The following is a 21,503-nucleotide window of genomic DNA, read 5'->3' on the forward strand; positions in this document are numbered from 1 at the left end:
ACCATTATTCCTGTTATGCAAAAACGTCTGACATTGCTCGGTTCCACGGGCTCGATCGGAGACAGCACGCTCGACGTGGTCGCGCGCCATCCCGAGCGCTTCTCGGTCTACGCGCTGACCGCGCACCGCAACGGCGACAAGCTCGTCGAGCAGTGTCTGCGCTTCGCGCCTGAGGTGGCGGTGGTCGGCGATGCCGCAACCGCCGCGCACGTCGACGCGAAACTGCGCGCGGCGGGCAGCAAGACGGTCGTGCTGCACGGGCCGCAGGCGCTCGTCGACGTGTCGAAGAGCGACGGCTGCGACACGGTGGTCGCGGCGATCGTCGGCGCGGCCGGCCTCGCGCCGAGCCTGGCGGCCGCACGCGCCGGCAAGCGGATCCTGCTCGCGAACAAGGAAGCGCTCGTGATGTCGGGCGCGATCTTCATGGACGCCGTGCGCGACCATGGCGCGATCCTGCTGCCGGTCGACAGCGAACACAACGCGATCTTCCAGTGCATGCCGCGCGACGCGGCCGAGCACGGCGGGATCTCGAAGATCATCCTGACCGCGTCGGGCGGGCCGTTCCGCACGCGTGAACCGGCCACGCTCGTCGACGTGACGCCGGACGAGGCATGCAAGCACCCGAACTGGGTGATGGGCCGCAAGATCTCGGTCGATTCCGCGACGATGATGAACAAGGGCCTCGAGGTGATCGAGGCCCACTGGATCTTCGGGTTGCCGGGTGACCGGATCGACGTGCTGATCCATCCGCAGAGCGTGATCCATTCGCTCGTGTCGTACCGCGACGGCTCGGTGCTTGCGCAGCTCGGCAACCCCGACATGCGCACGCCGATCGCCCACGCGCTCGCATTCCCCGAGCGCGTCGACGCGGGCGTAGACCAGCTCGACCTCGCGCAGATCGCCCAGCTGTCGTTCGAGAGGCCCGATTACGCGCGCTTCCCGTGCCTCGCGCTCGCGCTGAAGGCACTGGAGGAAGGCGGTATCGCGAGCGCCGCATTGAACGCGGCGAACGAAGTGGCGGTCGAAGCATTTCTCGAGCGCCGGATCGGCTTCATGGCGATCGCGGCGACGGTCGACGCCGTGCTCAACACGCTGCCGAATCGCGCGCCCGACGGGCTCGACGACGTCCTCGCGGCGGATGCCGAGGCTCGCCGCCTCGCCGCCGCGATCATTGCGAAAGCGCCTGCGCCACGCGTGGAGCGTACTGTCTGAATGGGGTGCTCATGAACGTGCTGGTCGAACTGGTCGCGTTTGCGGTGGCGATCGGGGTACTGGTCGTCGTGCATGAGTACGGACATTATCGCGTCGCGCGCTGGTGCGGCGTGAAGGTGCTGCGTTTCTCGATCGGCTTCGGCCAGCCCATCGCGCGCTGGGTCAGCCGCAGGACGGGCACCGAGTGGACGCTGTCCGTGCTGCCGCTCGGCGGCTACGTGAAGATGCTCGACGAGCGCGATCCGGGCCCGGGCGGCATCCCGGCCGAAGAGCTCGGCCAGGCATTCAACCGCCAGTCGGTCTACAAGCGCATCGCGATCGTCGCGGCCGGGCCGATTGCAAACTTCCTGCTGGCAATCGCACTGTTTTCCCTCGTATTCGCCACCGGCGTGACCGAGCCGACCGCGATCGTCGCGCCGCCGGCCGCCGGCACCGCAGCGGCTCGCGCGGGCTTCGACGGCAGCGAGACGGTCGTGTCGATCCGCAACGCGCAGGGCGGCGAGTCCGAGCCGGTGCGATCGTGGTCGGACCTGCGCTGGAAGCTGCTGTCGGCCGCGTTCGACCATCGCGAGGTCGTGCTCGGCGCGCGCGACGGCAATGCGACGTTCGACTTCCGCGTCGACCTCCGCAACGTGCCCGACAGCCAGCTCGACGACGACTTCATGGCCCATCTGGGCTTCGAGGCCGGCGGCGGCACGTTGTCGGTCGCGTCGGTGCAGCCGGGCAGCGCGGCGGAGCAGGCCGGCCTGAAGGTCGGCGACAAGCTGGTCGCGCTCGACGGCAAGCCGATCGGCGGCGCGGCGCGTTTCATCGATACGGTGAAGCACCATGCGGGCCAGCCGCTCGAGCTGCGGATCGAGCGCAATGGCGCCGCACAGACGGTGTCGATCGTGCCGCAGATGCAGCGTGACGACGAATCGGGGCAGCAGATCGGCCGCATCGGCGCGGCGCTGTCGATGCACGCGCCGTCGGTGGACGTGCGCTACGGGCCGATCGAGAGCCTGCGGCTCGGCGCGCACCGCACGTGGGACATTTCCGTGTATTCGCTGAAGATGTTCGGGCGGATGATCACGGGCAACGCGTCGCTGAAGAACCTGTCCGGCCCGGTGACGATCGCCGACTACGCAGGCAAGAGCGCGCGGCTCGGTCCGTCGGCGTTCCTGTCGTTCCTCGCCCTTGTCAGCATTAGCCTTGGCGTCCTGAACTTGTTGCCGATTCCCGTTTTGGACGGGGGGCATCTGTTATATTATGCGGTTGAAGCCGCGACCGGGAAAGCCGTCTCGGAGCGCTGGCAGCTGATTCTGCAAAGAGCCGGGTTGATCTGCATCGTCGCGTTGTCGGCGATCGCGCTGTTCAACGATCTGGCTCGGTTAATCCATTTCTGAAGCGTCAGGCGGCGGCCGCTGGCCAGCCGCCCGATTTGATGCAGCTAAATATTGGGGATGCATGTTGTTCAAACCTCATCGCTTTGTACCTAAGACAGTTGCAGCGGCCGCGCTCGCCGCGCACGGCCTCGCGGCGCATGCAGCGGCACCGTTCGTGGTGCAAGACATCAAGATCGAGGGGCTGCAGCGCGTCGAAGCGGGTTCGGTGTTCGCCTATCTGCCGATCAAGCAGGGCGATACCTTCACGGACGACAAGGCATCCGAAGCAATCCGCGCGTTGTACGCGACGGGCTTTTTCAACGACGTGCGCGTCGCCACGCAGGGCAACGTCGTGATCGTGCAGGTGCAGGAGCGTCCGGCCATCGCGTCGATCGACTTCACCGGCACGAAGGAATTCGACAAGGACAACCTGACGAAGGCGCTGCGCGCGGTCGGCCTCGCCGATGGCCGCTACTACGACAAGGCGCTCGTCGACAAGGCGGAGCAGGAGCTCAAGCGCCAGTACCTGACGCGCGGCTTCTATGCGGCCGAGGTCAAGACGACGATCACGCCGGTCGACGCGAACCGCGTGTCGATCCTGTTCGCGGTGGCCGAAGGCCCGAGCGCGAAGATCCGCCAGATCAACTTCATCGGCAACAAGGCGTTCAGCACCAGCACGCTGCGCGACGAGATGCAGCTGTCGACGCCGAACTGGTTCTCCTGGTACACGAAGAACGACCTGTACTCGAAGGAAAAGCTCACGGGCGACCTCGAGGCCGTGCGCTCGTACTACCTGAACCGCGGCTACCTCGAGTTCAACATCGAGTCGACCCAGGTGTCGATCTCGCCGGACAAGAAGGACATGTACCTGACGGTCACGCTGCACGAAGGCGAGCCGTACACGGTGTCGGGCATCAAGCTGTCGGGCAACCTGCTCGATCGCGAGGCCGAGCTCAACAAGCTGATCAAGATCAAGCCGGGCGACCGCTTCTCGGCCGAAAAGCTGCAGCAGACCACCAAGTCGATCGTCGACAAGCTCGGTGAATACGGCTACGCATTCGCGACCGTCAACGCGCAGCCGGACATCGACCAGGCGAACCACAAGGTGAACCTGAACCTCGTCGTCGATCCGAGCCGCCGCGTGTACGTGCGCCGCATCAACGTGGTCGGCAACACGCGCACGCGCGACGAAGTGGTGCGCCGCGAGATGCGCCAGCTCGAAAGCTCGTGGTTCGACTCGAACCGCCTCGCGCTGTCGAAGGACCGCGTGAACCGCCTCGGCTACTTCACCAACGTCGACGTGACGACGGTGCCGGTCGAAGGCACGAACGACCAGGTCGACGTGAACGTGAAGGTCGACGAAAAACCGACCGGCGCGATCACGCTGGGTGCCGGCTTCTCGTCGACGGACAAGGTCGTGCTGTCGGCCGGCGTGTCGCAGGACAACGTGTTCGGTTCGGGCACGAGCCTGTCGGTGAACGTCAACACCGCGAAGAGCTACCGCACGCTGACCGTCACGCAGGTCGACCCGTACTTCACGGTCGATGGCATCAAGCGGATCACCGACGTCTTCTACCGCACGTACCAGCCGCTCTACTATTCGACGAGCTCGAGCTTCCGGATCATCAGCGCGGGCGGCAACCTGAAGTTCGGCATTCCGTTCTCGGAAGTCGACACCGTCTACTTCGGCGCGGGCTTCGAGCAGAACCGCCTGGACGTCGATTCGAACACGCCGCAGAGCTACCAGGATTACGTGAACGAGTTCGGCCGCGTGTCGAACACGGTGCCGCTGACGGTCGCATGGTCGCGCGACGCGCGTGACAGCGCGCTGATCCCGAGCCGCGGCTACTTCACGCAGGCGAACATGGAGTACGGCGTGCCGGTCGGCAAGATCCAGTACTACAAGGCCGACCTGCAGGCGCAGTACTACTATTCGTTCTCGCGCGGCTTCATCCTGGGCCTGAACCTGCAAGGCGGCTACGGTAACGGTATCGGCAACCCGTACCCGATCTTCAAGAACTACTACGCGGGCGGTATCGGCTCCGTGCGTGGCTACGAGCCGAGCTCGCTGGGCCCGCGCGACACGAAGACGAACGATCCGATCGGCGGTTCGAAAATGCTGGTCGGCAACATCGAGCTGACGTTCCCGCTGCCGGGCACGGGTTACGACCGCACGCTGCGCGTGTTCACGTTCCTCGACGGCGGTAACGTGTGGGGCAATGCGCCGGGCGGCACGAGTACGGGCGCCAACGGCCTGCGTTACGGCTACGGTGTGGGTCTCGCGTGGATCTCGCCGATCGGCCCGCTGAAGCTGAGCCTCGGCTTCCCGCTGCAGAAGCACGAAGGCGACCAGTACCAGAAATTCCAGTTCCAGATCGGGACGGCGTTCTGACCGAACGCATGACAACAGCAACGAGAGGGTAATTTTGCTAACCGGTAAGTTTTCGAAACGAGTGATGTGCGCGCTGACCGTTGCGCTGGCCCTGGGCGCGGCAACGGTGCACGCACAGGACGTCGCCCGCATCGCGGCGGTCAATTCGGATCGGATCCTGCGCGAGTCGGCGCCCGCCAAGGCGGCGCAGACGAAGCTCGAAGCCGAGTTCGCGAAGCGTGACAAGGATCTGCAGGACCTGGCGGCGCGTCTGAAGTCGATGTCCGATTCGCTGGACAAGAACGGCGCGTCGCTGTCGGCGGCTGATCGCGCGCAGAAGCAGCGCGATCTGGCGCAGCTCGACACCGACTTCCAGCGCAAGCAGCGCGAGTTCCGCGAAGACCTGAACCAGCGTCGCAACGAAGAGCTGGCGGCCGTGCTGGAAAAGGCGAACAAGGTCATCAAGCAGATCGCGGAGCAGCAGAATTACGACCTGATCGTGCAGGAAGCCGTGTACGTCAGCCCGCGCATCGACATCACCGACAAGGTGCTCAAGGCGCTCGCGTCCGGCTCGACGAACTGAACGGAGCAGACGACGAATGGCATTGACGCTTGAGGAACTCGTAAAACGGTTCGGCGGCGAGATCGCCGGCGACGCACAGTGCAAGGTGGGCGGGCTCGCACCGCTCGACCAGGCGGGCCCTCAGCAGCTCGCGTTCCTCGCGAACCCGAAGTACCTGTCGCAGGTCGAGTCGACCCGCGCCGGTGCGGTCCTGATCGCACCGAAGGATCTGGAAAAGCTGGGTGCGGCCGCTCAAGGCCGGACGGCCGGCCCCCGCAACTTCATCGTGACGCCGAATCCGTACGCGTACTTCGCGCGCGTCGCGCAGATGTTCATCGACCTCGCCACGCCGCCGCGCGCGGCCGGCGTGCATCCGAGCGCGACGATCGATCCGGCCGCGAAGGTCGCCGCGACCGCGGTGATCGGCCCGCACGTGACGATCGAGGCCGGCGCGGTGATCGAAGACGGCGTGCAGCTCGACGCGAACGTGTTCGTCGGCCGCGGCACGACGATCGGCGCCGGCTCGCACTTTTATCCGAACGCATCGGTGTACCACGGCTGCAAGGTCGGCCCGCGCGCGATCGTCCATGCGGGCGCCGTGATCGGCTCCGACGGCTTCGGCTTCGCACCGGATTTCGTCGGCGACGGCGACGCGCGTACCGGCAGCTGGGTCAAGATCCCGCAGGTCGGCGGCGTGACGATCGGCCCGGACGTCGAAATCGGCGCGAACACGACGATCGATCGCGGTGCGATGGCGGATACCGTCATCGAGGAATGCGTGAAGATCGACAACCAGGTCCAGATCGGCCACAACTGCCGGATCGGCGCGTACACGGTGATCGCCGGCAGCGCCGGCATCGCGGGCAGCACGACGATCGGCCGCCACTGCATGATCGGTGGCGCGGCCGGGATCGCCGGCCACGTGACGCTCGGCGACTATGTGATCATCACCGCGAAGTCGGGCGTATCGAAGTCGCTGCCGAAGGCCGGCATCTATACCAGCGCGTTTCCGGCCGTCGACCACGGCGAATGGAACAAGAGCGCCGCGCTCGTGCGCAACCTCGACAAGCTGCGCGAGCGCATCAAGGCGCTCGAAGCCGCGCTCGCCGCCCAGGGCGGCACCGACGCCTGAGCGCATCATGCGAGACCACGAACCGGGCACGGCCAGCGCAACCGGCCCGGTTTGCCAGACGGGGCCGCGCGGCGGCCCGCTTCAGCCTTTGCATCACCACCGCGCAGCCTCTGCGTGAGACGAACCATCATGAGCACTGAAAAAATCAATCTCGACATCCACAAGATCCTCACGCTGCTGCCGCATCGCTACCCGATTCTGCTCGTCGATCGCGTGCTCGAACTCGAGCCGCACAAAGGGATCAAAGCGCTGAAGAACGTGTCGATCAACGAGCCGTTCTTCCAGGGGCATTTCCCGAAGCGGCCGGTGATGCCGGGTGTGCTGATCCTCGAGGCGCTCGCCCAGGCCGCGGCGCTGCTGACGTTCGCGGAAGAGCAGCCGAAGGACCCGGAGAACACGCTGTATTACTTCGTCGGGATCGACGGCGCGCGCTTCAAGCGCGTGGTCGAACCGGGCGACCAGCTGATCCTGAACGTGACGTTCGAGCGCTACATCCGCGGCATCTGGAAGTTCAAGGCGGTGGCGGAAGTGGACGGCAAGGTGGCGGCGGAAGCCGAACTGATGTGCACGGTCAAGACGGCCGACGCGGCGCCCTGAGCGACGCGGCACGCATGGGTAACATCACGCGAACAACGCGACACATCATATCGAGAGGCAACGGCGCATGACCAGGATTCATCCTACCGCGATCGTCGAACCGGGCGCGCAGATCGACGAATCGGTCGAGATCGGCCCGTACGCGATCGTCGGCCCGCACGTCACGATCGGCGCGCGCACGACGATCGGCTCGCACAGCGTGATCGAAGGCCATACGACGCTCGGCGAGGACAACCGCATCGGCCATTACGCGTCGGTCGGCGGTCGTCCGCAGGACATGAAGTACAAGGACGAGCCGACGAAGCTCGTGATCGGCAACCGCAACACGATCCGCGAATTCACGACGATCCACACGGGCACCGTGCAGGACGTCGGCGTGACGACGCTCGGCGACGACAACTGGATCATGGCCTACGTGCACATCGGCCATGACTGCCGCGTCGGCAACAACGTGATCCTGTCGAGCAACGCGCAGATGGCCGGTCACGTCGAGATCGGCGACTTCGCGATCATCGGCGGGATGTCGGGCGTGCACCAGTTCGTGCGCATCGGCGCGCACTCGATGCTGGGCGGCGCGTCGGCGCTCGTGCAGGACATCCCCCCGTTCGTGATCGCAGCCGGCAACAAGGCCGAGCCGCACGGGATCAACGTCGAAGGGCTGCGCCGGCGCGGCTTCTCGGCCGATGCGATCTCGGCGCTGCGCAGCGCGTACCGCGTGCTGTACAAGAACGGCCTGTCGCTGGAAGAAGCGAAGGTGCAACTGCGCGAACTCGCGGAAGCGGGCGGCGACGGCGATGCACCGGTGACGGCGCTCGTCGAGTTCATCGACGCGTCGCAACGCGGCATCATCCGCTAAGCGATGCCGCTCCCGACCAATCAGCTGCGACTCGCGATGGTGGCCGGCGAGCCGTCGGGCGACCTGCTCGCGGCGTCGCTGCTCGGCGGGCTGCGCGAGCGGCTGCCCGAATCGGCCCAGTATTACGGGATCGGCGGGCAGCGCATGATCGCGCAGGGCTTCGACTCGCACTGGCAGATGGACAAGCTGACCGTGCGCGGCTATGTCGAGGCGCTGGGCCAGATTCCCGAGATCCTGCGGATTCGCGGCGAACTGAAGCGCCAGCTGCTCGCCGAGCGGCCGGACGCGTTCATCGGCGTCGACGCACCCGATTTCAACTTCAACGTCGAGCAGGCCGCGCGCGACGCGGGCATTCCGTCGATCCACTTCGTGTGCCCGTCGATCTGGGCGTGGCGCGGCGGCCGCATCAAGAAGATCGCGAAGTCCGTCGACCACATGCTGTGCCTGTTCCCGTTCGAGCCGGCGATCCTCGACAAGGCCGGCGTCGCATCGACCTACGTCGGTCATCCGCTCGCCGACGAAATCCCGCTCGAACCCGACACGCACGGTGCGCGCATCGCGCTGGGTCTGCCGGCCGACGGCCCCGTGATCGCGGTGCTGCCGGGCAGCCGGCGCTCGGAGATCGCGCTGATCGGCCCGACGTTCTTCGCGGCGATGGCGTTGATGCAGCAGCGCGAACCCGGCGTGCGATTCGTGATGCCGGCCGCGACGCCCGCACTGCGCGAACTGCTGCAGCCGCTCGTCGACGCGCACCCGCAGCTCGCATTGACGATCACCGATGGCCGCTCGCAGGTCGCGATGACGGCCGCCGACGCGATCCTCGTGAAGAGCGGCACCGTCACGCTGGAAGCCGCGCTGCTGAAAAAGCCGATGGTGATCTCCTACAAGGTGCCCTGGCTGACCGGGCAGATCATGCGCCGACAGGGCTACCTGCCGTATGTCGGCTTGCCGAACATCCTGGCGGGTCGCTTCGTCGTGCCCGAGCTGCTGCAGCATTTCGCGACGCCCGAGGCGCTCGCCGATGCGACGCTCACGCAGCTGCGCGACGACGCGAACCGCCGCACGCTGACCGAAGTGTTTACCGAAATGCATCTGTCGCTGCGGCAGAACACGGCCGCGAAGGCGGCCGAAGCCGTCGTGCGTGTGCTCGAACAACGCAAGGGGCGCGCATGACCGCAGTCCGTGCACCACGCCGCCGCGCGTCGAGCGACGTGCAGGGCGGTTTCGACTTCAGCCGTCCGGACGAGATCGTCTGCGGCGTCGACGAAGCCGGCCGCGGCCCGCTCGCGGGGCCGGTAGTCGCCGCCGCGGTGATCCTCGATCCGGCGCAGCCGATCGACGGGCTCGACGATTCGAAAGTGCTGTCCGCGAAGAAGCGCGACGCGCTGTACGACCTGATCGTCACGCGTTCGCACGCGTATTGCGTCGCGTCGGCGAGTGTCGACGAGATCGATACGCTGAATATCCTGCACGCGACGATGCTCGCGATGAAGCGCGCCGTCGAAGGCTTGTCGGTACTGCCGACGCTCGCGCAGATCGACGGCAACCGCTGCCCGACGCTGAGCGTGCGTGCCGAGGCGATCGTCAGTGGCGACGCGCTCGTGCCGAGCATCTCGGCCGCGTCGATCCTCGCGAAGGTCACGCGCGACCGGATGCTGGTCGACCTGCACGAACGCTTCCCGGTGTACGGCTTCAACGTGCATGCGGGCTACGGCACCGCGAAACACCTTGCCGCACTCCGCGAGCACGGCCCGTGCGAAGCGCATCGGCGCTCGTTCGCGCCGGTTCGTGCGGCGCTTGACCTGATTCGATGAAAAGCATCACATCCCGCGACAATCCGCTGTACAAGCGCCTGAAGGCGCTCGCGGGTTCGACGCCCCATCAGCGCCGCAGCGGCCAGGCGCTGCTCGAAGGTTTCCACCTGGCAAGCGCGTACCTCGATACGGGCGCGACGCCCGAACTGTGCGTCACGACCGAAGGTGCGCTCGGCCTCGCCGAGGCGCAGGCGATCGTCGCACGCATCGACGCGCAGCGGATCGTCACGCTGCCCAACGCGCTGTTCGGGCAGTTGTCGAACGTCGTCAACGGCGTCGGCTTCCTGCTGCTGGTCGACCGGCCGGCGCACCCGCTGCCCGAACGCGTGACGCACACGTCGGTCGTGCTCGACGGCGTGCAGGATGCCGGCAACGTCGGCTCGATCCTGCGCAGCGCGGCGGCAGCCGGCGTGCGTCACGTGTTCTGCGCGCCGGGGACGGCCTATGCGTGGTCGTCGAAGGTGCTGCGTTCGGGCATGGGCGCGCATTTCCTGTTGTCGATCCATGAGGACGTCGAAGCTGAGGCGCTTGCCGAACGCCTCGACGTGCCGGTCGCGCTGACCGACTCGCACGGCGCGCAGGCGGTCTACGACTGCGACCTGTCGGGGCCCGTCGCCTGGGTGTTCGGCAACGAAGGTGCCGGCGTGTCGGCATTCTGGCGCGACGCGGCCACGCATCGCGTGACGATTCCGCAGCCGGGCGGGATGGAGTCGCTGAACGTCGCGGCGGCGGCGGCAGTGTGCCTGTTCGAGCAGGTGCGGCAGCAGCGACCGGCGTGACGCCGCGCGCGGTGCATGTGCCGTGAAACGAAACAAGGCCGCGTTTGACGCGGCCTTGCTGCTTTCGGCGACGGCCTGACGGCCGCCAGCGCCTCCGCGCTCAATACGACTGCCGGTCGAGCCGGATTTCCTGCAGGATCGTCGTCGCGATTTCCTCGATCGACTTGTGCGTCGACGACAGCCATTTGATCCCTTCGCGGCGCATCATCGCTTCGGCCTCGTTGATCTCGTAACGGCAGTTCTCGGGTGCCGCGTACTTGCTGCCCGGCCGGCGCTCGTTGCGGATCTCCGACAGGCGCTGCGGGTCGATCGACAGCCCGAACAGCTTCTCGCTGTACGGCGCCAGCGCCGACGGCAGCTTGCCGCGTTCGAAGTCTTCCGGAATCAGCGGATAGTTGGCCGCCTTCACGCCGTACTGCATCGCGAGATACAGGCTCGTCGGCGTCTTGCCGCTGCGCGACACGCCGACGAGGATCACGTCGGCCTCCGACAGGTTGCGATTCGACTGGCCGTCGTCGTGCGCGAGCGAGAAGTTGATCGCCTCGATCCGCGTCTTGTATTCCTCGGTGTCCGCGTTCTGATGGCCGCGGCCCATCGCGTGGCTCGACTTGAGCTCGAGTTCCTGCTCGAGCGGTTCGACGAAGCGCTGGAACATGTCGAGCACGAGCGCGTTCGAGCGTTTGACGATGTCGTTCGACTCGCTGTCGACGAGCGTCGTGAACACGATCGCGCGACGGCCGTCGTGCACGGCGGCCTCGTTGATCTTCTCGACGGTCGCATAGGCCTTGTCGAGCGAGTCGACGAACGGCACGCGCACGAGGCGGAATTTCTGGTCGAACTGGGAGAGGATCGAGTGCGCGAAGGTTTCGGCAGTGATCCCGGTGCCGTCGGAGACGATGAATACGGTAGGCAGCATGAATCTGGACGTCGAGCGTGAAGGGCAGTTGCGCGGGCGGCTGGAGGCGAGCCTCCAGACCCAGTGACAAGGTCGCGCCACATCCGGCAGCCGGCACGGTAGAATAGCGGCAACCTGTTGGATAAGCAATTGCGGGGGCAGGGCGCGAACGGCGCCCCGTGGCTGGGCCGCGCGATTCCAGAACTCCCGGCAAGTCTGGCGATTTGTCTGAAAATATCGCCCTTCTGCCGGGATTTTTGCAAATCGGGTCGGAAGATTTCCGCCGCTGCGAGTGTTTATCTAACAGGTTGCGCAAGACGCGCCGCGCCTTTTTGCAGGCGCCCGCGTTCGAGCCCACTTGCGCGATCGAGTATTTTTTTCACACTTAGGGGCTTGTATGACTAACGCAGCAAACGTCGCAAAGGACCAGGCGTATGTAATTCCGTTCGAGCAGTTGCGGATGACCGATGTGGAAATCGTGGGCGGCAAGAATGCGTCGCTCGGCGAGATGATCAGCCAGCTTTCCGAAGCAGGCGTTCGCGTACCCACCGGTTTCGCCACGACCGCGCTCGCATTCCGCGATTTCCTCAAGCACAACGACCTCACCGATCGCATCGCCAAGCGTCTCGAGTCGCTCGACATCGACGACGTGAAGGCGCTTGCCGAAGCTGGTGCCGAAATCCGTAAATGGATCGTCGACGCACCGCTGCAGCCGCGCCTGGAGCAGGAAATCCGCGCGCAGTTCGAAGTGCTGAAGAACGGCTCGCCGAGCGAGCTGTCGTTCGCGGTGCGCTCGTCCGCGACCGCGGAGGATCTGCCCGACGCCTCGTTCGCCGGCCAGCAGGAGTCGTATCTGAACGTCGTCGGCATCGACGACGTGCTCGACCGCATGAAGCACGTGTTCGCGTCGCTGTACAACGACCGCGCGATCTCGTACCGCGTGCACAAGGGCTTCACGCACGCCGAAGTCGCGCTGTCGGCCGGTGTGCAGCGCATGGTCCGCTCGGACGTCGGCGCTGCCGGCGTGATGTTCACGATCGATACCGAATCGGGTTTCAAGGACGCCGTGTTCATCACGTCGAGCTACGGCCTGGGCGAAACCGTCGTGCAGGGCGCGGTGAACCCGGACGAGTTCTACGTGTTCAAGACGACGCTCGCGCAGGACAAGTACCCGATCATCCGCCGCTCGATCGGCTCGAAGCTGATCAAGATGGAATTCACGCAGCCGGGCGAGCCGGGCCGCGTGAAGACGGTCGACGTGCCGCACGAGCAGCGCAACCGCTACTCGATCACGGATGAAGACGTGATCGAGCTGGCGAAGTACGCGGTCATCATCGAGAAGCACTATCAGCGTCCGATGGACATCGAGTGGGGCAAGGACGGCCGCGACGGCAAGATCTTCATCCTGCAGGCACGTCCGGAAACGGTGAAGAGCCAGGCATCCGGCAAGGCCGAGCAGCGCTTCAAGCTGAAGGGGCAGTCGCAGGTGCTCGCGACGGGTCGTGCGATCGGTCAGAAGATCGGCGCGGGCCCCGTGCGCGTGATCCAGGATCCGTCGGAAATGGAACGCGTGCAGCCGGGCGACGTGCTGGTGGCCGACATGACCGACCCGAACTGGGAGCCGGTGATGAAGCGCGCGGCGGCGATCGTCACGAACCGTGGCGGCCGTACCTGCCACGCGGCGATCATCGCGCGTGAGCTCGGCGTGCCGGCAGTCGTCGGCTGCGGCGATGCGACCGACATCCTGAAGGACGGCGCGCTCGTCACCGTGTCGTGCGCGGAAGGCGACGAAGGCAAGATCTACGACGGGCTGCTCGAGACGGAAGTCACGGAAGTGCAGCGCGGCGAGCTGCCGGAAATCCCGGTCAAGATCATGATGAACGTCGGCAACCCGCAGCTCGCGTTCGACTTCTCGCAACTGCCGAACGGCGGCGTGGGTCTCGCGCGTCTCGAGTTCATCATCAACAACAACATCGGCGTTCACCCGAAGGCGATTCTCGAGTACCCGAACATCGACCAGGACCTGAAGAAGGCGGTCGAGAGCGTTGCGCGCGGCCACGCGTCGCCGCGTCAGTTCTACGTCGACAAGCTGACGGAAGGCGTCGCGACGATCGCGGCGGCGTTCTATCCGAAGCCGGTGATCGTGCGTCTGTCCGACTTCAAGTCGAACGAGTACAAGAAGCTGATCGGCGGTTCGCGTTACGAGCCGGACGAGGAAAACCCGATGCTGGGCTTCCGCGGCGCGTCGCGCTACATCGCTGAGGACTTCGCGCAGGCGTTCGAGATGGAATGCCGTGCACTGAAGCGCGTGCGTGACGAGATGGGCCTGACCAACGTCGAGATCATGGTGCCGTTCGTGCGGACCGTGAAGCAGGCGGAGCGCGTGGTCGGCCTGCTCGAGAAGTTCGGCCTGAAGCGTGGCGAAAACGGCCTGCGCCTTGTGATGATGTGCGAAGTCCCGACCAACGCGATCCTTGCCGAAGAGTTCCTGGAACACTTCGACGGTTTCTCGATCGGCTCGAACGACCTCACGCAGCTCACGCTCGGCCTCGACCGCGATTCGGGCATGGAACTGCTGGCAGTCGACTTCGACGAGCGCGACCCGGCCGTCAAGTTCCTGTTGAAGCGTGCGATCGATACCTGCCGCAAGATGGGCAAGTACGTCGGTATCTGCGGCCAGGGCCCGTCCGATCACCCGGACTTCGCGCAATGGCTGACGGACGAAGGCATCGTGTCGATCTCGCTGAACCCCGACACGATCATCGATACGTGGCAGGCGCTCGCCGCCAACCGCAAGTAACGAGTCGTGATGCAACTTCGGCGAAAGGGCGGTCCGTCGCGCTTTCGTTGAAGGCAAAATGCAAGGTTCGTGCTATAAACACCCCGGTAAGCACCGGGGTGTTTTTTTTCGTCGGTACTCGCCGGGCCGCCCCAAGAGTGCCGACCGCCCCCGCGGGGGGCAGCGAACGCAGTGAGCGTGGGGGTCGTTTTCCTTCGGTACTCGCCGGGCCGCCCCAAGAGTACCGACCGCTTCGCACAGCCGCGAGCGCAGCGAATATAGTGAGCATCGGGGACGTTTTTCTGGAGACCACAATGATGTCGGGGCATCTGTTCTGGTGGGTCGGAGTCGGCGTGCTGGTCGTGGCCGAATTGCTGACCGGCACGTTCTATCTGTTGATGATCGCGCTCGGCTTTCTCGCCGGCGGGTTGTTGCAACTGGCCGGTTTCGCGCCGCACGTGCAGTTCGGCGCGGCGGCCGCGGTCGCGATCGTCGCGATGATCGTGCTGCGCCGTTCTGGGCTCGGCCGCAAGCAGAAGCGCGACACGTCGACGAATCCCGACGTCAATCTCGATATCGGCTCGACCGTCACGGTCGACGCGTGGCGTGACGGCCGCGCGCGCGTGCAGTATCGCGGTGCCGACTGGGACGTCGAACTCGCGCACGGCGAGCGCGACGATGCGCGCGTGTACCAGGTGAGCGCCGTGCGCGGCAATTGCCTCGTGGTCGTGGCGAAACCCGCGGGCTGATCGTCCGCTGATACAACAACAAGGAGGAAATGCTTCATGGATTCGCTGATCATCTGGGTTGTCCTGCTCGTCATCGCGATCGTGATCGTGTCGAAGACGGTGAAGATCGTGCCGCAGCAGCATGCATGGGTGCTCGAGCGCTTCGGGCGCTACCACGCGACGCTGTCGCCCGGTCTCAATATCGTGCTGCCGTTCGTCGATCGCATCGCGTACCGGCACGTGCTGAAGGAAATTCCGCTCGACGTGCCGAGCCAGGTCTGTATCACGCGCGACAACACGCAGTTGCAGGTCGACGGCGTGCTGTATTTCCAGGTGATGGACCCGATGAAGGCGTCGTACGGGTCGAGCAACTTCGTGCTCGCGATCACGCAGCTGTCGCAGACGATGCTGCGCTCGGTGATCGGCAAGCTCGAGCTCGACAAGACCTTCGAGGAGCGCGATTTCATCAACCACAGCATCGTGTCGGCGCTCGACGACGCCGCGGCGAACTGGGGCGTGAAAGTGCTGCGCTACGAGATCAAGGACCTGACGCCGCCGAAGGAGATCCTGCATGCGATGCAGGCGCAGATCACCGCGGAGCGCGAAAAGCGTGCGCTGATCGCCGCATCCGAAGGCCGCAAGCAGGAGCAGATCAACCTCGCGTCGGGAGCGCGCGAAGCCGCGATCCAGAAGTCCGAAGGCGAGCGGCAGGCCGCGATCAACCAGGCGCAGGGCGAAGCCGCCGCGATTCTGGCGGTGGCCGAGGCGAACGCGCAGGCGATCCAGAAAATCGCGAGCGCGATCCAGTCGCAAGGCGGGATGGACGCGGTGAACCTGAAGGTCGCCGAACAGTATGTCGGTGCGTTCGCGAATCTCGCGAAGCAGGGCAACACGCTGATCGTGCCGTCGAACCTGTCGGATCTCGGCACCGCGATCTCGTCGGCTCTGACAATCGTCAAGAGCGCGGGCGTGGGGGCCGGCGCGAAGGGCTGAGCCCGACGTCGATGCGCACGCAGCTGCCGCGTGCGTATCGTCCTGCGGCGAATCGTCGCGCAGCCGCGACCGGCCGGCGCGATTCAGGCAGTCCAAAGCAACACGGCCCGCTTCGAGCGGGCCGTGTCGTTTGCGATGAACGCCGTGTGCGTCAGGTGCCGGCGCGCATGATCCGCGCCTTCTCGCGTTCCCAGTCGCGCTTCTTCTCGGTTTCGCGCTTGTCGTGCAGCTTCTTGCCCTTCGCGAGCGCGATGTCGCATTTCACGCGGCCGCCCTTGTAGTGGAAGTTCAGCGGCACGAGCGTGTAGCCGCGCTGCTCGACCTTGCCGATCAGCTTCTTGATTTCCTCGCGGTGCAGCAGCAGCTTGCGCGTGCGAACCGGGTCGGGCTTGATGTGCGTCGAGGCTTCGGGCAGCGGGCTGATATGGGTCCCGATCAGGAAGATCTCGGCGTTCTTCACCACGACGTAGCCTTCCTTGATCTGGCCGCGTCCGGCGCGCAGCGCCTTGACTTCCCAGCCCTCCAGCACGAGCCCCGCCTCGTAGCGTTCCTCGATGTGATAATCGAAGTGCGCTTTCCTGTTGTCGATGATGCTCATGAAAGGATCGGGCCAACTCGTTTAAAATCACGATTTTAGCAAAGCGGGGCGCGTATCGCCCGGCTTGGCGTTCCCACTTTAAGCGATGCCGCGCGATTTATGGCAGATGTCCAGAAAACCGTATTGATCCGCCATTCGGCGGAACAGATGTTCGACCTCGTCACCGACGTGGCCGACTACCCCAATTTCCTGCCCTGGTGCGGCGGTGTCGAGGTTCGCCGTCAGGACGAGAGCGGGATGGAAGCGCGCATCGACATCAACTTCAAGGGTATCAAGCAGCATTTCGCGACCCGCAACACGCAGCAGCGTCCGACCCGGATCGACATGGAGTTCGCGGACGGGCCGTTCAAGAAGTTCACGGGTTCGTGGCGTTTCATCCCGCTGCGCGCCGATGCGTGCAAGATCGAATTCGCGCTGCACTACGAGTTTTCGAGCATTCTGCTCGAGAAGATCATCGGGCCGGTGTTCAGCCACATCGCGAACACGTTCGTCGATTCGTTCGTGAAGCGCGCCGATCAACGCTACGGGAAGGGGTGACGCGATGCTGTCGATCGAAGTCTGCTACGCGCTGCCGGACCGCCAGACGCTGATTTCGCTGTCGCTACCCGAAGGGGCGACCGTGCGCTCGGCCATCGACGCGAGCGGCGTGCTCGCGCTGCATCCGGAGATCGATCTCGCACATGCGAAGACGGGCGTATACGGCAAGCTTGCACCGCTCGACGCGCCGCTCGTCGATCACGACCGCGTCGAGATCTACCGTCCGCTGATCGTCGATCCGAAGCTCGCGCGACAGCGGCGCGTCGACAAGTCCCGCCGTGCAGGCTCGATCGAGGGCCGCAAGTGGATGCACAAGGACGCGCGCTGACGCGCTTTTCGTTCCGATTGATCTGATCAAACGCCGCGGCGCTCAATGGGCCGCGGCGTTTGCGTTTGTCGATGCGCTACCCGGCGTGTCGCCGTGCCGCCGCACCGAGCCGTATACGCCGGCGAGCAGCAGCACGAGCGCGGCGATCTCGAGCGCGTGCGGCATCCGCTGGTCATACACGAACGCATACAGCATCGCGAACACGGTTTCGAACACGATCAGCTGGCCCGACAGCGTGAGCGGCAGCCGCTTCGACGCGGCATTCCACAGCCCGTTGCCGAGCCACGACGCGCCGATCGCGAGCACGAGGTTCAGCAGCCAGAACAACTGCCACCGCGATGCGGGGACGGCCGCCTGCACCGTGCCGGCCGGCAGCGCGAGGATCGCCATCCAGCAGAGCCCGCCGATCAACCCCGTCACGACACCCCACAGCACCGACCATTCGTTGCCGCCGAAGTGGTGATGGCGCTGCAGGTAGCGTGTGTTCGCCACCGCATACCAGGTCCAGCTCGCGAGCGCGCCCGCCGCGCAGGCGATGCCCGCGAGCTTCTGGGCGAGCGTCGTGGCGTGCGCGGCTTCGGATGTAAACAGGTCGACGTTGATGCAGACGATACCCGCGATCACCAGCGCGAGCGGAGCGGCGAGCCGCCGCAGCGGCATGGCGCCATGGTCGCCGAGGCCCGCGAGCGTGACGGTCACGGGCAGCACGCCGACGATCAGCGAACTGGGCGCGATGCCGATCAGGTGCACGGCGCCGGACAGCAGCATGTAGTACGCGACGTTGCCGATGACGGCGAGCCTCACCAGCGCGACCAGATCCTCGCGGGTCAAGCGCACGAGCAGCGAGCGGGCGACCGGCAGTGCGGCCGCGAGCGACACGAGGCCGTACATCGTATAGCGGCCGGCGCTCAGCAGCAGCGGCGAGAAATCGGTCAGCAGCCGCGGAACGAGAAACACCATGCCCCACAGGGCGCCTGCCAGGACACCGTACACCACGCCGCGCTGCATCGACCGCTCCGAACGAATGACTGAAGTGCGCGCATCTTAGCGATGTCGTCGCGGCGGCGTCTTGTTCATTCCTGCACTCGGGGCACGGCAGCGCGTTCGGGCAGCGTGGGCACGCGGTGGATCAGCCGTCTGCCGGATCGGGTATCACGTCGGTGCCGTCGGTGGCGGTACGCGTGCGCGCCGGGCGGCGCACGGCACGCAGCTTGCCGCTGTTGCCGCCGCCGCAGTAGAAGCGGTCGTGGCCGTCGGATTCGAGCCCCGACACGCCGACGCCGGCCGGCATGTCGATCTGCTCGAGCACCTCGCCCGTGTGCGGATCGATGCGTCGCAGGTCGCTCTGGTCGGCTTCCCACGTGCCGTGCCACAGCTCGCCGTCGACCCACGTCACGCCGGTGACGAAGCGGTTCGATTCGATCGTGCGCAGCACGGCGCCCGACTGCGGGTCCACCTGATGAATCTTGCGTTCGCTGTACTGGCCGACCCACAGCGTGCCTTCCGCCCACGCGAGCCCCGAATCGGCGCCGCCGCCGGGCGCCGGGATCGTCGCGAGCACGCGACCCGATTCGGGGTCGATCTTCTCGATGCGGTCCTCGACGATCTGGAACAGGTGGCGGCCGTCGAACGCGGTGCCCGCGTGCGCGGCGACGTCGAGCGAGCGGACGGTTGTGCCGCGCTCGGGGTCGAGCGCATTCAGCTTGTCGCCGGATGCGTACCACACGTGCTGCCCGTCGAACGTGACGCCGTGCACGCCGTCGACGCCCGGGAACGGGCCGTACTCGTGAAGGATCTCTGCGGTGGAGCGTTTCATGTTCGTCACCTCGTCGTTCGATGGGGCCATCCTAATCGCCCGGTAGCGCAACCGGGAGTAACAAGGTCGTCGCGAATCCGGGCAGCGGCGGCGTCATCCAGCGGCGCGCGCGTCCGCGGCCGAGCGCCTGCACCTTGCCGGTTTCCGCGAGCGCGTCGAGCGCACGCTGCACGGTGCGTTGGCTGGCGCCGAGCGCGAGCGCCAGCGCGGAGCTCGACCACGCTTCGCCGTCGGCGAGGAGTGCGAGCACGGCCGCATGGCGATCGTCGACCGGGCGCGCGAGGACGACGGTTTCGCGCACGCCGAGCGGTTCGAGCGCGAAGCCGCGCGGCGTCGCGACGACGTTCGCGAGCGGACGCAGCACCGCACGCAGTCGGCCGATCTCGACACGCAGCCGCGCACGATGCGATTCGTCGGCCTGTTTCGCACGGAACGCGGCGGCGACGAGCGCGTTTCTCGATACGTCGGCCGGCCACGCTTCGCCCAGCGCACGGGCGAGCACGAAGAGCACCGGACGCCGCGCGAGCGACACGGTCGTGCGCGCATCGCGCACCGTGTGGCGGCACGCGTCGACGACGAGCGCATTCGACTCGAACAGCGTCTCCACTTCGTCGAGCGGTACGAGCCGCGACGTGCCGCGCGCGATGAGCCGGGCGGCCGGTGCGTCGAGCACGCGCGCCGCGGTATCGACCTCGGCCGTCAGCGCGGCGATGCCGGCGGCGTGGGCGGCTGTCCGCGCACGGTCGAGCGCCGCGCGGGCCGCGTGCGTGCGGAGGCGGCGCATCGCGATGCCGGCCGCGATCAATTCATGGGTGGCGCGTGACGCGGGCGGCAGCGGCACGGGATCGAGATGCGCAAGCAGCCGTTCTGCCTCGTCGAGCTGACCGATCAGCAGCAACCGGCGTACACCGAGATAGCGGGCATGCGCGGCGTTCGCGCGGTCGCCGTGCGCGTCGAGCGTCGCGCAGGCCGCATCGAGCGCACGCGTCGGCCAGCGCAGGTCGCGCGACGCGAGCGCGATCTCGGCTTCCGCGACGACGCAGCGCGCCCGCGCGACCGCTTCCTTCGCACCGAATGCGCGTGCGGCGGCGCGCACGAGCGCGCGCGCCCGGTCGAAATCGCCGAGCTGCGCCAGCGCGATGCCGCGCAGCGCGAGCGCCGGCGCATCGTCGCGCAGCGCGACGCGGTTCAGCGCGCCGAGCGCGTCACCGGTCGCGAGCGCGCGCGCGGCCGCCGTGATCAGCGAATCCATCCGAATCCCGACACACTTGTCACTCCCTCCGGTCCGATGCACGCCACTAATCTAGCACCACGCACACGGCCTCGGACGCCGTGCCCGGATACCCATCGAAAGGAGGAACCCGCAATGACGACCCATCTCACCGGAACCCGCGACGAATGGCTGGCCGAACGTCGCACGCTGCTCGACGCGGAAAAGGCGCTGACGCGGCAAAGCGACGAACTCGCGCGGCGGCGCCAGGCGCTGCCGTGGGTGCGCGTCGACAAGACCTACCGGTTCGATACCGAGGAAGGGCAGGCGACGCTCGACGACCTGTTTCGCGGCCGTTCGCAATTGCTCGTCTATCACTTCATGTTCGGCCCCGACTACAAGGCGGGCTGCCCGTCGTGCTCGGCGCTCGCCGACGGCTTCGATGGTTTTGCCGTGCATCTGGCCCATCACGACGTGACGCTCTCGGCCGTATCGCGCGCGCCGCTCGCGAAACTGCTCGCGTACCGGCAGCGAATGGGGTGGACGTTCCCGTGGGCGTCGTCGGTCGGCAGCGATTTCAACTTCGACTTCAACGTGTCGTTCACCGAAACGCAGCAGCGCGCGGGCGACGTCGAATACAACTATGCGCGGGCCGGCCATGCGATGGACATGGATCCGCCGCCGGCGCCCGTCGTGCAGTTCGCGGCCACCTGCGGCACCGACGCGCGCACGTATTCGCTCGACCGGCCGGGGATGAGCGCGTTCGTGCGCGAGGACGGCGCCGTCTATCACACGTATTCGACCTACGCGCGCGGCCTCGACGGGCTGTGGGGGATGTACCAGTGGCTCGATCGCGCGCCGCGCGGACGTAATGAGGCCGGCCCGTGGTGGCGCCGTCACGACGAGTACGCGCGCGGCTGAGCGCGGTGGCC

The 21,503-nt window shown here is 66.3% G+C and carries 21 protein-coding genes; 16 read left to right on the forward strand and 5 right to left on the reverse strand.

The annotated features are described in order from the left end of the window. The first annotated feature begins 15 nt into the window (after nt 1-15). The 10 genes from H3O04_RS00065 (at nt 16) to H3O04_RS00110 (ending at nt 10,687) form a co-directional block, all read left to right on the forward strand. A complete protein-coding gene (locus H3O04_RS00065; protein WP_006478497.1) occupies nt 16-1,212 on the forward strand; it encodes a 1-deoxy-D-xylulose-5-phosphate reductoisomerase in 1,197 nt (398 codons plus the stop codon). Between the two features lie 11 nt (nt 1,213-1,223). Continuing rightward, the gene (gene rseP / locus H3O04_RS00070) at nt 1,224-2,597 is read left to right on the forward strand and encodes an RIP metalloprotease RseP (RefSeq protein ID WP_011549542.1); all 1,374 of its coding nucleotides are present in this window, start codon (nt 1,224-1,226) and stop codon (nt 2,595-2,597) included. 61 nt (nt 2,598-2,658) lie between these two features. After that, on the forward strand, nt 2,659-4,968 hold the full coding sequence (gene bamA, locus H3O04_RS00075; protein ID WP_034196349.1) for an outer membrane protein assembly factor BamA: 2,310 nt from the start codon (nt 2,659-2,661) through the stop codon (nt 4,966-4,968). Nucleotides 4,969-5,032: 64 nt separating this feature from the next. Further along, nucleotides 5,033-5,530: an OmpH family outer membrane protein gene (locus H3O04_RS00080; RefSeq protein WP_011549544.1), complete on the forward strand. Its 498-nt coding sequence runs from the start codon at nt 5,033-5,035 to the stop codon at nt 5,528-5,530. Nucleotides 5,531-5,546: 16 nt separating this feature from the next. Continuing rightward, nucleotides 5,547-6,641 (forward strand): UDP-3-O-(3-hydroxymyristoyl)glucosamine N-acyltransferase, encoded by a 1,095-nt coding sequence (lpxD, locus tag H3O04_RS00085; protein ID WP_011549545.1) that lies wholly within the window; start codon nt 5,547-5,549, stop codon nt 6,639-6,641. Nucleotides 6,642-6,770: 129 nt separating this feature from the next. Further along, the gene (gene fabZ / locus H3O04_RS00090) at nt 6,771-7,238 is read left to right on the forward strand and encodes a 3-hydroxyacyl-ACP dehydratase FabZ (protein ID WP_006495559.1); all 468 of its coding nucleotides are present in this window, start codon (nt 6,771-6,773) and stop codon (nt 7,236-7,238) included. Nucleotides 7,239-7,305: 67 nt separating this feature from the next. Then, the gene (gene lpxA, locus H3O04_RS00095; RefSeq protein ID WP_006478502.1) at nt 7,306-8,094 is read left to right on the forward strand and encodes an acyl-ACP--UDP-N-acetylglucosamine O-acyltransferase; all 789 of its coding nucleotides are present in this window, start codon (nt 7,306-7,308) and stop codon (nt 8,092-8,094) included. 3 nt (nt 8,095-8,097) lie between these two features. Continuing rightward, on the forward strand, nt 8,098-9,267 hold the full coding sequence (gene lpxB, locus H3O04_RS00100) for a lipid-A-disaccharide synthase (RefSeq protein ID WP_043888491.1): 1,170 nt from the start codon (nt 8,098-8,100) through the stop codon (nt 9,265-9,267). Then, complete coding sequence (rnhB, locus tag H3O04_RS00105) at nt 9,264-9,908, forward strand: ribonuclease HII (protein ID WP_006478505.1); 645 nt, start codon at nt 9,264-9,266, stop codon at nt 9,906-9,908. Before lpxB ends, rnhB begins: the two co-directional genes overlap by 4 nt. Then, nucleotides 9,905-10,687 (forward strand): TrmH family RNA methyltransferase, encoded by a 783-nt coding sequence (locus H3O04_RS00110; RefSeq protein WP_006478506.1) that lies wholly within the window; start codon nt 9,905-9,907, stop codon nt 10,685-10,687. Before rnhB ends, H3O04_RS00110 begins: the two co-directional genes overlap by 4 nt. A 100-nt stretch (nt 10,688-10,787) precedes the next feature. Here the strand turns inward: H3O04_RS00110 and ppsR are convergent, their stop codons facing one another. Next, nucleotides 10,788-11,603, reverse strand: a complete 816-nt coding sequence (gene ppsR / locus H3O04_RS00115) for a posphoenolpyruvate synthetase regulatory kinase/phosphorylase PpsR (protein ID WP_011549549.1) — start codon at nt 11,601-11,603, stop codon at nt 10,788-10,790. Between the two features lie 376 nt (nt 11,604-11,979). On the opposite strand from ppsR, the gene ppsA reads away from it, so the two are divergent. From ppsA to H3O04_RS00130, 3 genes are all read left to right on the forward strand, one after another. Then, a complete protein-coding gene (ppsA, locus tag H3O04_RS00120) occupies nt 11,980-14,382 on the forward strand; it encodes a phosphoenolpyruvate synthase (RefSeq protein WP_006478508.1) in 2,403 nt (800 codons plus the stop codon). A gap of 293 nt (nt 14,383-14,675) precedes the next feature. Next, nucleotides 14,676-15,110 (forward strand): NfeD family protein, encoded by a 435-nt coding sequence (locus tag H3O04_RS00125; RefSeq protein ID WP_011549550.1) that lies wholly within the window; start codon nt 14,676-14,678, stop codon nt 15,108-15,110. 36 nt (nt 15,111-15,146) lie between these two features. Beyond that, a complete protein-coding gene (locus H3O04_RS00130; RefSeq protein ID WP_006478510.1) occupies nt 15,147-16,082 on the forward strand; it encodes an SPFH domain-containing protein in 936 nt (311 codons plus the stop codon). A gap of 151 nt (nt 16,083-16,233) precedes the next feature. Here the strand turns inward: H3O04_RS00130 and smpB are convergent, their stop codons facing one another. Then, a complete protein-coding gene (gene smpB, locus H3O04_RS00135) occupies nt 16,234-16,680 on the reverse strand; it encodes an SsrA-binding protein SmpB (RefSeq protein WP_006478511.1) in 447 nt (148 codons plus the stop codon). Between the two features lie 99 nt (nt 16,681-16,779). Here smpB and H3O04_RS00140 point away from each other — a divergent pair, with 99 nt between their 5' ends. Together H3O04_RS00140 and H3O04_RS00145 are read left to right on the forward strand one after the other, a co-directional pair. Next, complete coding sequence (locus tag H3O04_RS00140; RefSeq protein ID WP_006478512.1) at nt 16,780-17,217, forward strand: type II toxin-antitoxin system RatA family toxin; 438 nt, start codon at nt 16,780-16,782, stop codon at nt 17,215-17,217. 4 nt (nt 17,218-17,221) lie between these two features. Next, complete coding sequence (locus tag H3O04_RS00145) at nt 17,222-17,545, forward strand: RnfH family protein (RefSeq protein ID WP_077178242.1); 324 nt, start codon at nt 17,222-17,224, stop codon at nt 17,543-17,545. Between the two features lie 42 nt (nt 17,546-17,587). Here H3O04_RS00145 and H3O04_RS00150 read toward each other — a convergent pair whose 3' ends face one another. The 3 genes from H3O04_RS00150 to H3O04_RS00160 form a co-directional block, all read right to left on the reverse strand. Beyond that, a complete protein-coding gene (locus H3O04_RS00150) occupies nt 17,588-18,553 on the reverse strand; it encodes a DMT family transporter (RefSeq protein WP_006478514.1) in 966 nt (321 codons plus the stop codon). 121 nt (nt 18,554-18,674) lie between these two features. Beyond that, nucleotides 18,675-19,361, reverse strand: a complete 687-nt coding sequence (locus tag H3O04_RS00155) for a Vgb family protein (RefSeq protein ID WP_043888494.1) — start codon at nt 19,359-19,361, stop codon at nt 18,675-18,677. A gap of 31 nt (nt 19,362-19,392) precedes the next feature. Continuing rightward, on the reverse strand, nt 19,393-20,613 hold the full coding sequence (locus H3O04_RS00160; RefSeq protein WP_105797727.1) for a helix-turn-helix domain-containing protein: 1,221 nt from the start codon (nt 20,611-20,613) through the stop codon (nt 19,393-19,395). A gap of 114 nt (nt 20,614-20,727) precedes the next feature. Here H3O04_RS00160 and H3O04_RS00165 point away from each other — a divergent pair, with 114 nt between their 5' ends. After that, entirely contained in the window at nt 20,728-21,492 is a 765-nt protein-coding gene (locus H3O04_RS00165) for a DUF899 domain-containing protein (RefSeq protein ID WP_202586773.1), read from the forward strand. Nucleotides 21,493-21,503: the final 11 nt, after the last annotated feature.

Origin of the sequence: Burkholderia sp. KCJ3K979 (assembly GCF_016759955.1) — a bacterium.
GTDB classification, from domain to species: Bacteria; Pseudomonadota; Gammaproteobacteria; order Burkholderiales; family Burkholderiaceae; genus Burkholderia; species Burkholderia orbicola.

Excerpts from the sequence above, each read along its gene's own strand:
- H3O04_RS00065 (WP_006478497.1), top strand. The coding sequence starts at position 16 with ATGCAAAAACGTCTGACATTGCTCGGTTCCACGGGCTCGATCGGAGAC.
- rseP (WP_011549542.1), top strand. The coding sequence starts at position 1,224 with ATGAACGTGCTGGTCGAACTGGTCGCGTTTGCGGTGGCGATCGGGGTA.
- bamA (WP_034196349.1), top strand. The coding sequence starts at position 2,659 with ATGTTGTTCAAACCTCATCGCTTTGTACCTAAGACAGTTGCAGCGGCC.
- H3O04_RS00080 (WP_011549544.1), top strand. The coding sequence starts at position 5,033 with ATGTGCGCGCTGACCGTTGCGCTGGCCCTGGGCGCGGCAACGGTGCAC.
- lpxD (WP_011549545.1), top strand. The coding sequence starts at position 5,547 with ATGGCATTGACGCTTGAGGAACTCGTAAAACGGTTCGGCGGCGAGATC.
- fabZ (WP_006495559.1), top strand. The coding sequence starts at position 6,771 with ATGAGCACTGAAAAAATCAATCTCGACATCCACAAGATCCTCACGCTG.
- lpxA (WP_006478502.1), top strand. The coding sequence starts at position 7,306 with ATGACCAGGATTCATCCTACCGCGATCGTCGAACCGGGCGCGCAGATC.
- lpxB (WP_043888491.1), top strand. The coding sequence starts at position 8,098 with ATGCCGCTCCCGACCAATCAGCTGCGACTCGCGATGGTGGCCGGCGAG.
- rnhB (WP_006478505.1), top strand. The coding sequence starts at position 9,264 with ATGACCGCAGTCCGTGCACCACGCCGCCGCGCGTCGAGCGACGTGCAG.
- H3O04_RS00110 (WP_006478506.1), top strand. The coding sequence starts at position 9,905 with ATGAAAAGCATCACATCCCGCGACAATCCGCTGTACAAGCGCCTGAAG.
- ppsR (WP_011549549.1), bottom strand. The coding sequence starts at position 11,603 with ATGCTGCCTACCGTATTCATCGTCTCCGACGGCACCGGGATCACTGCC.
- ppsA (WP_006478508.1), top strand. The coding sequence starts at position 11,980 with ATGACTAACGCAGCAAACGTCGCAAAGGACCAGGCGTATGTAATTCCG.
- H3O04_RS00125 (WP_011549550.1), top strand. The coding sequence starts at position 14,676 with ATGATGTCGGGGCATCTGTTCTGGTGGGTCGGAGTCGGCGTGCTGGTC.
- H3O04_RS00130 (WP_006478510.1), top strand. The coding sequence starts at position 15,147 with ATGGATTCGCTGATCATCTGGGTTGTCCTGCTCGTCATCGCGATCGTG.
- smpB (WP_006478511.1), bottom strand. The coding sequence starts at position 16,680 with ATGAGCATCATCGACAACAGGAAAGCGCACTTCGATTATCACATCGAG.
- H3O04_RS00140 (WP_006478512.1), top strand. The coding sequence starts at position 16,780 with ATGGCAGATGTCCAGAAAACCGTATTGATCCGCCATTCGGCGGAACAG.
- H3O04_RS00145 (WP_077178242.1), top strand. The coding sequence starts at position 17,222 with ATGCTGTCGATCGAAGTCTGCTACGCGCTGCCGGACCGCCAGACGCTG.
- H3O04_RS00150 (WP_006478514.1), bottom strand. The coding sequence starts at position 18,553 with ATGCAGCGCGGCGTGGTGTACGGTGTCCTGGCAGGCGCCCTGTGGGGC.
- H3O04_RS00155 (WP_043888494.1), bottom strand. The coding sequence starts at position 19,361 with ATGAAACGCTCCACCGCAGAGATCCTTCACGAGTACGGCCCGTTCCCG.
- H3O04_RS00160 (WP_105797727.1), bottom strand. The coding sequence starts at position 20,613 with ATGGATTCGCTGATCACGGCGGCCGCGCGCGCGCTCGCGACCGGTGAC.
- H3O04_RS00165 (WP_202586773.1), top strand. The coding sequence starts at position 20,728 with ATGACGACCCATCTCACCGGAACCCGCGACGAATGGCTGGCCGAACGT.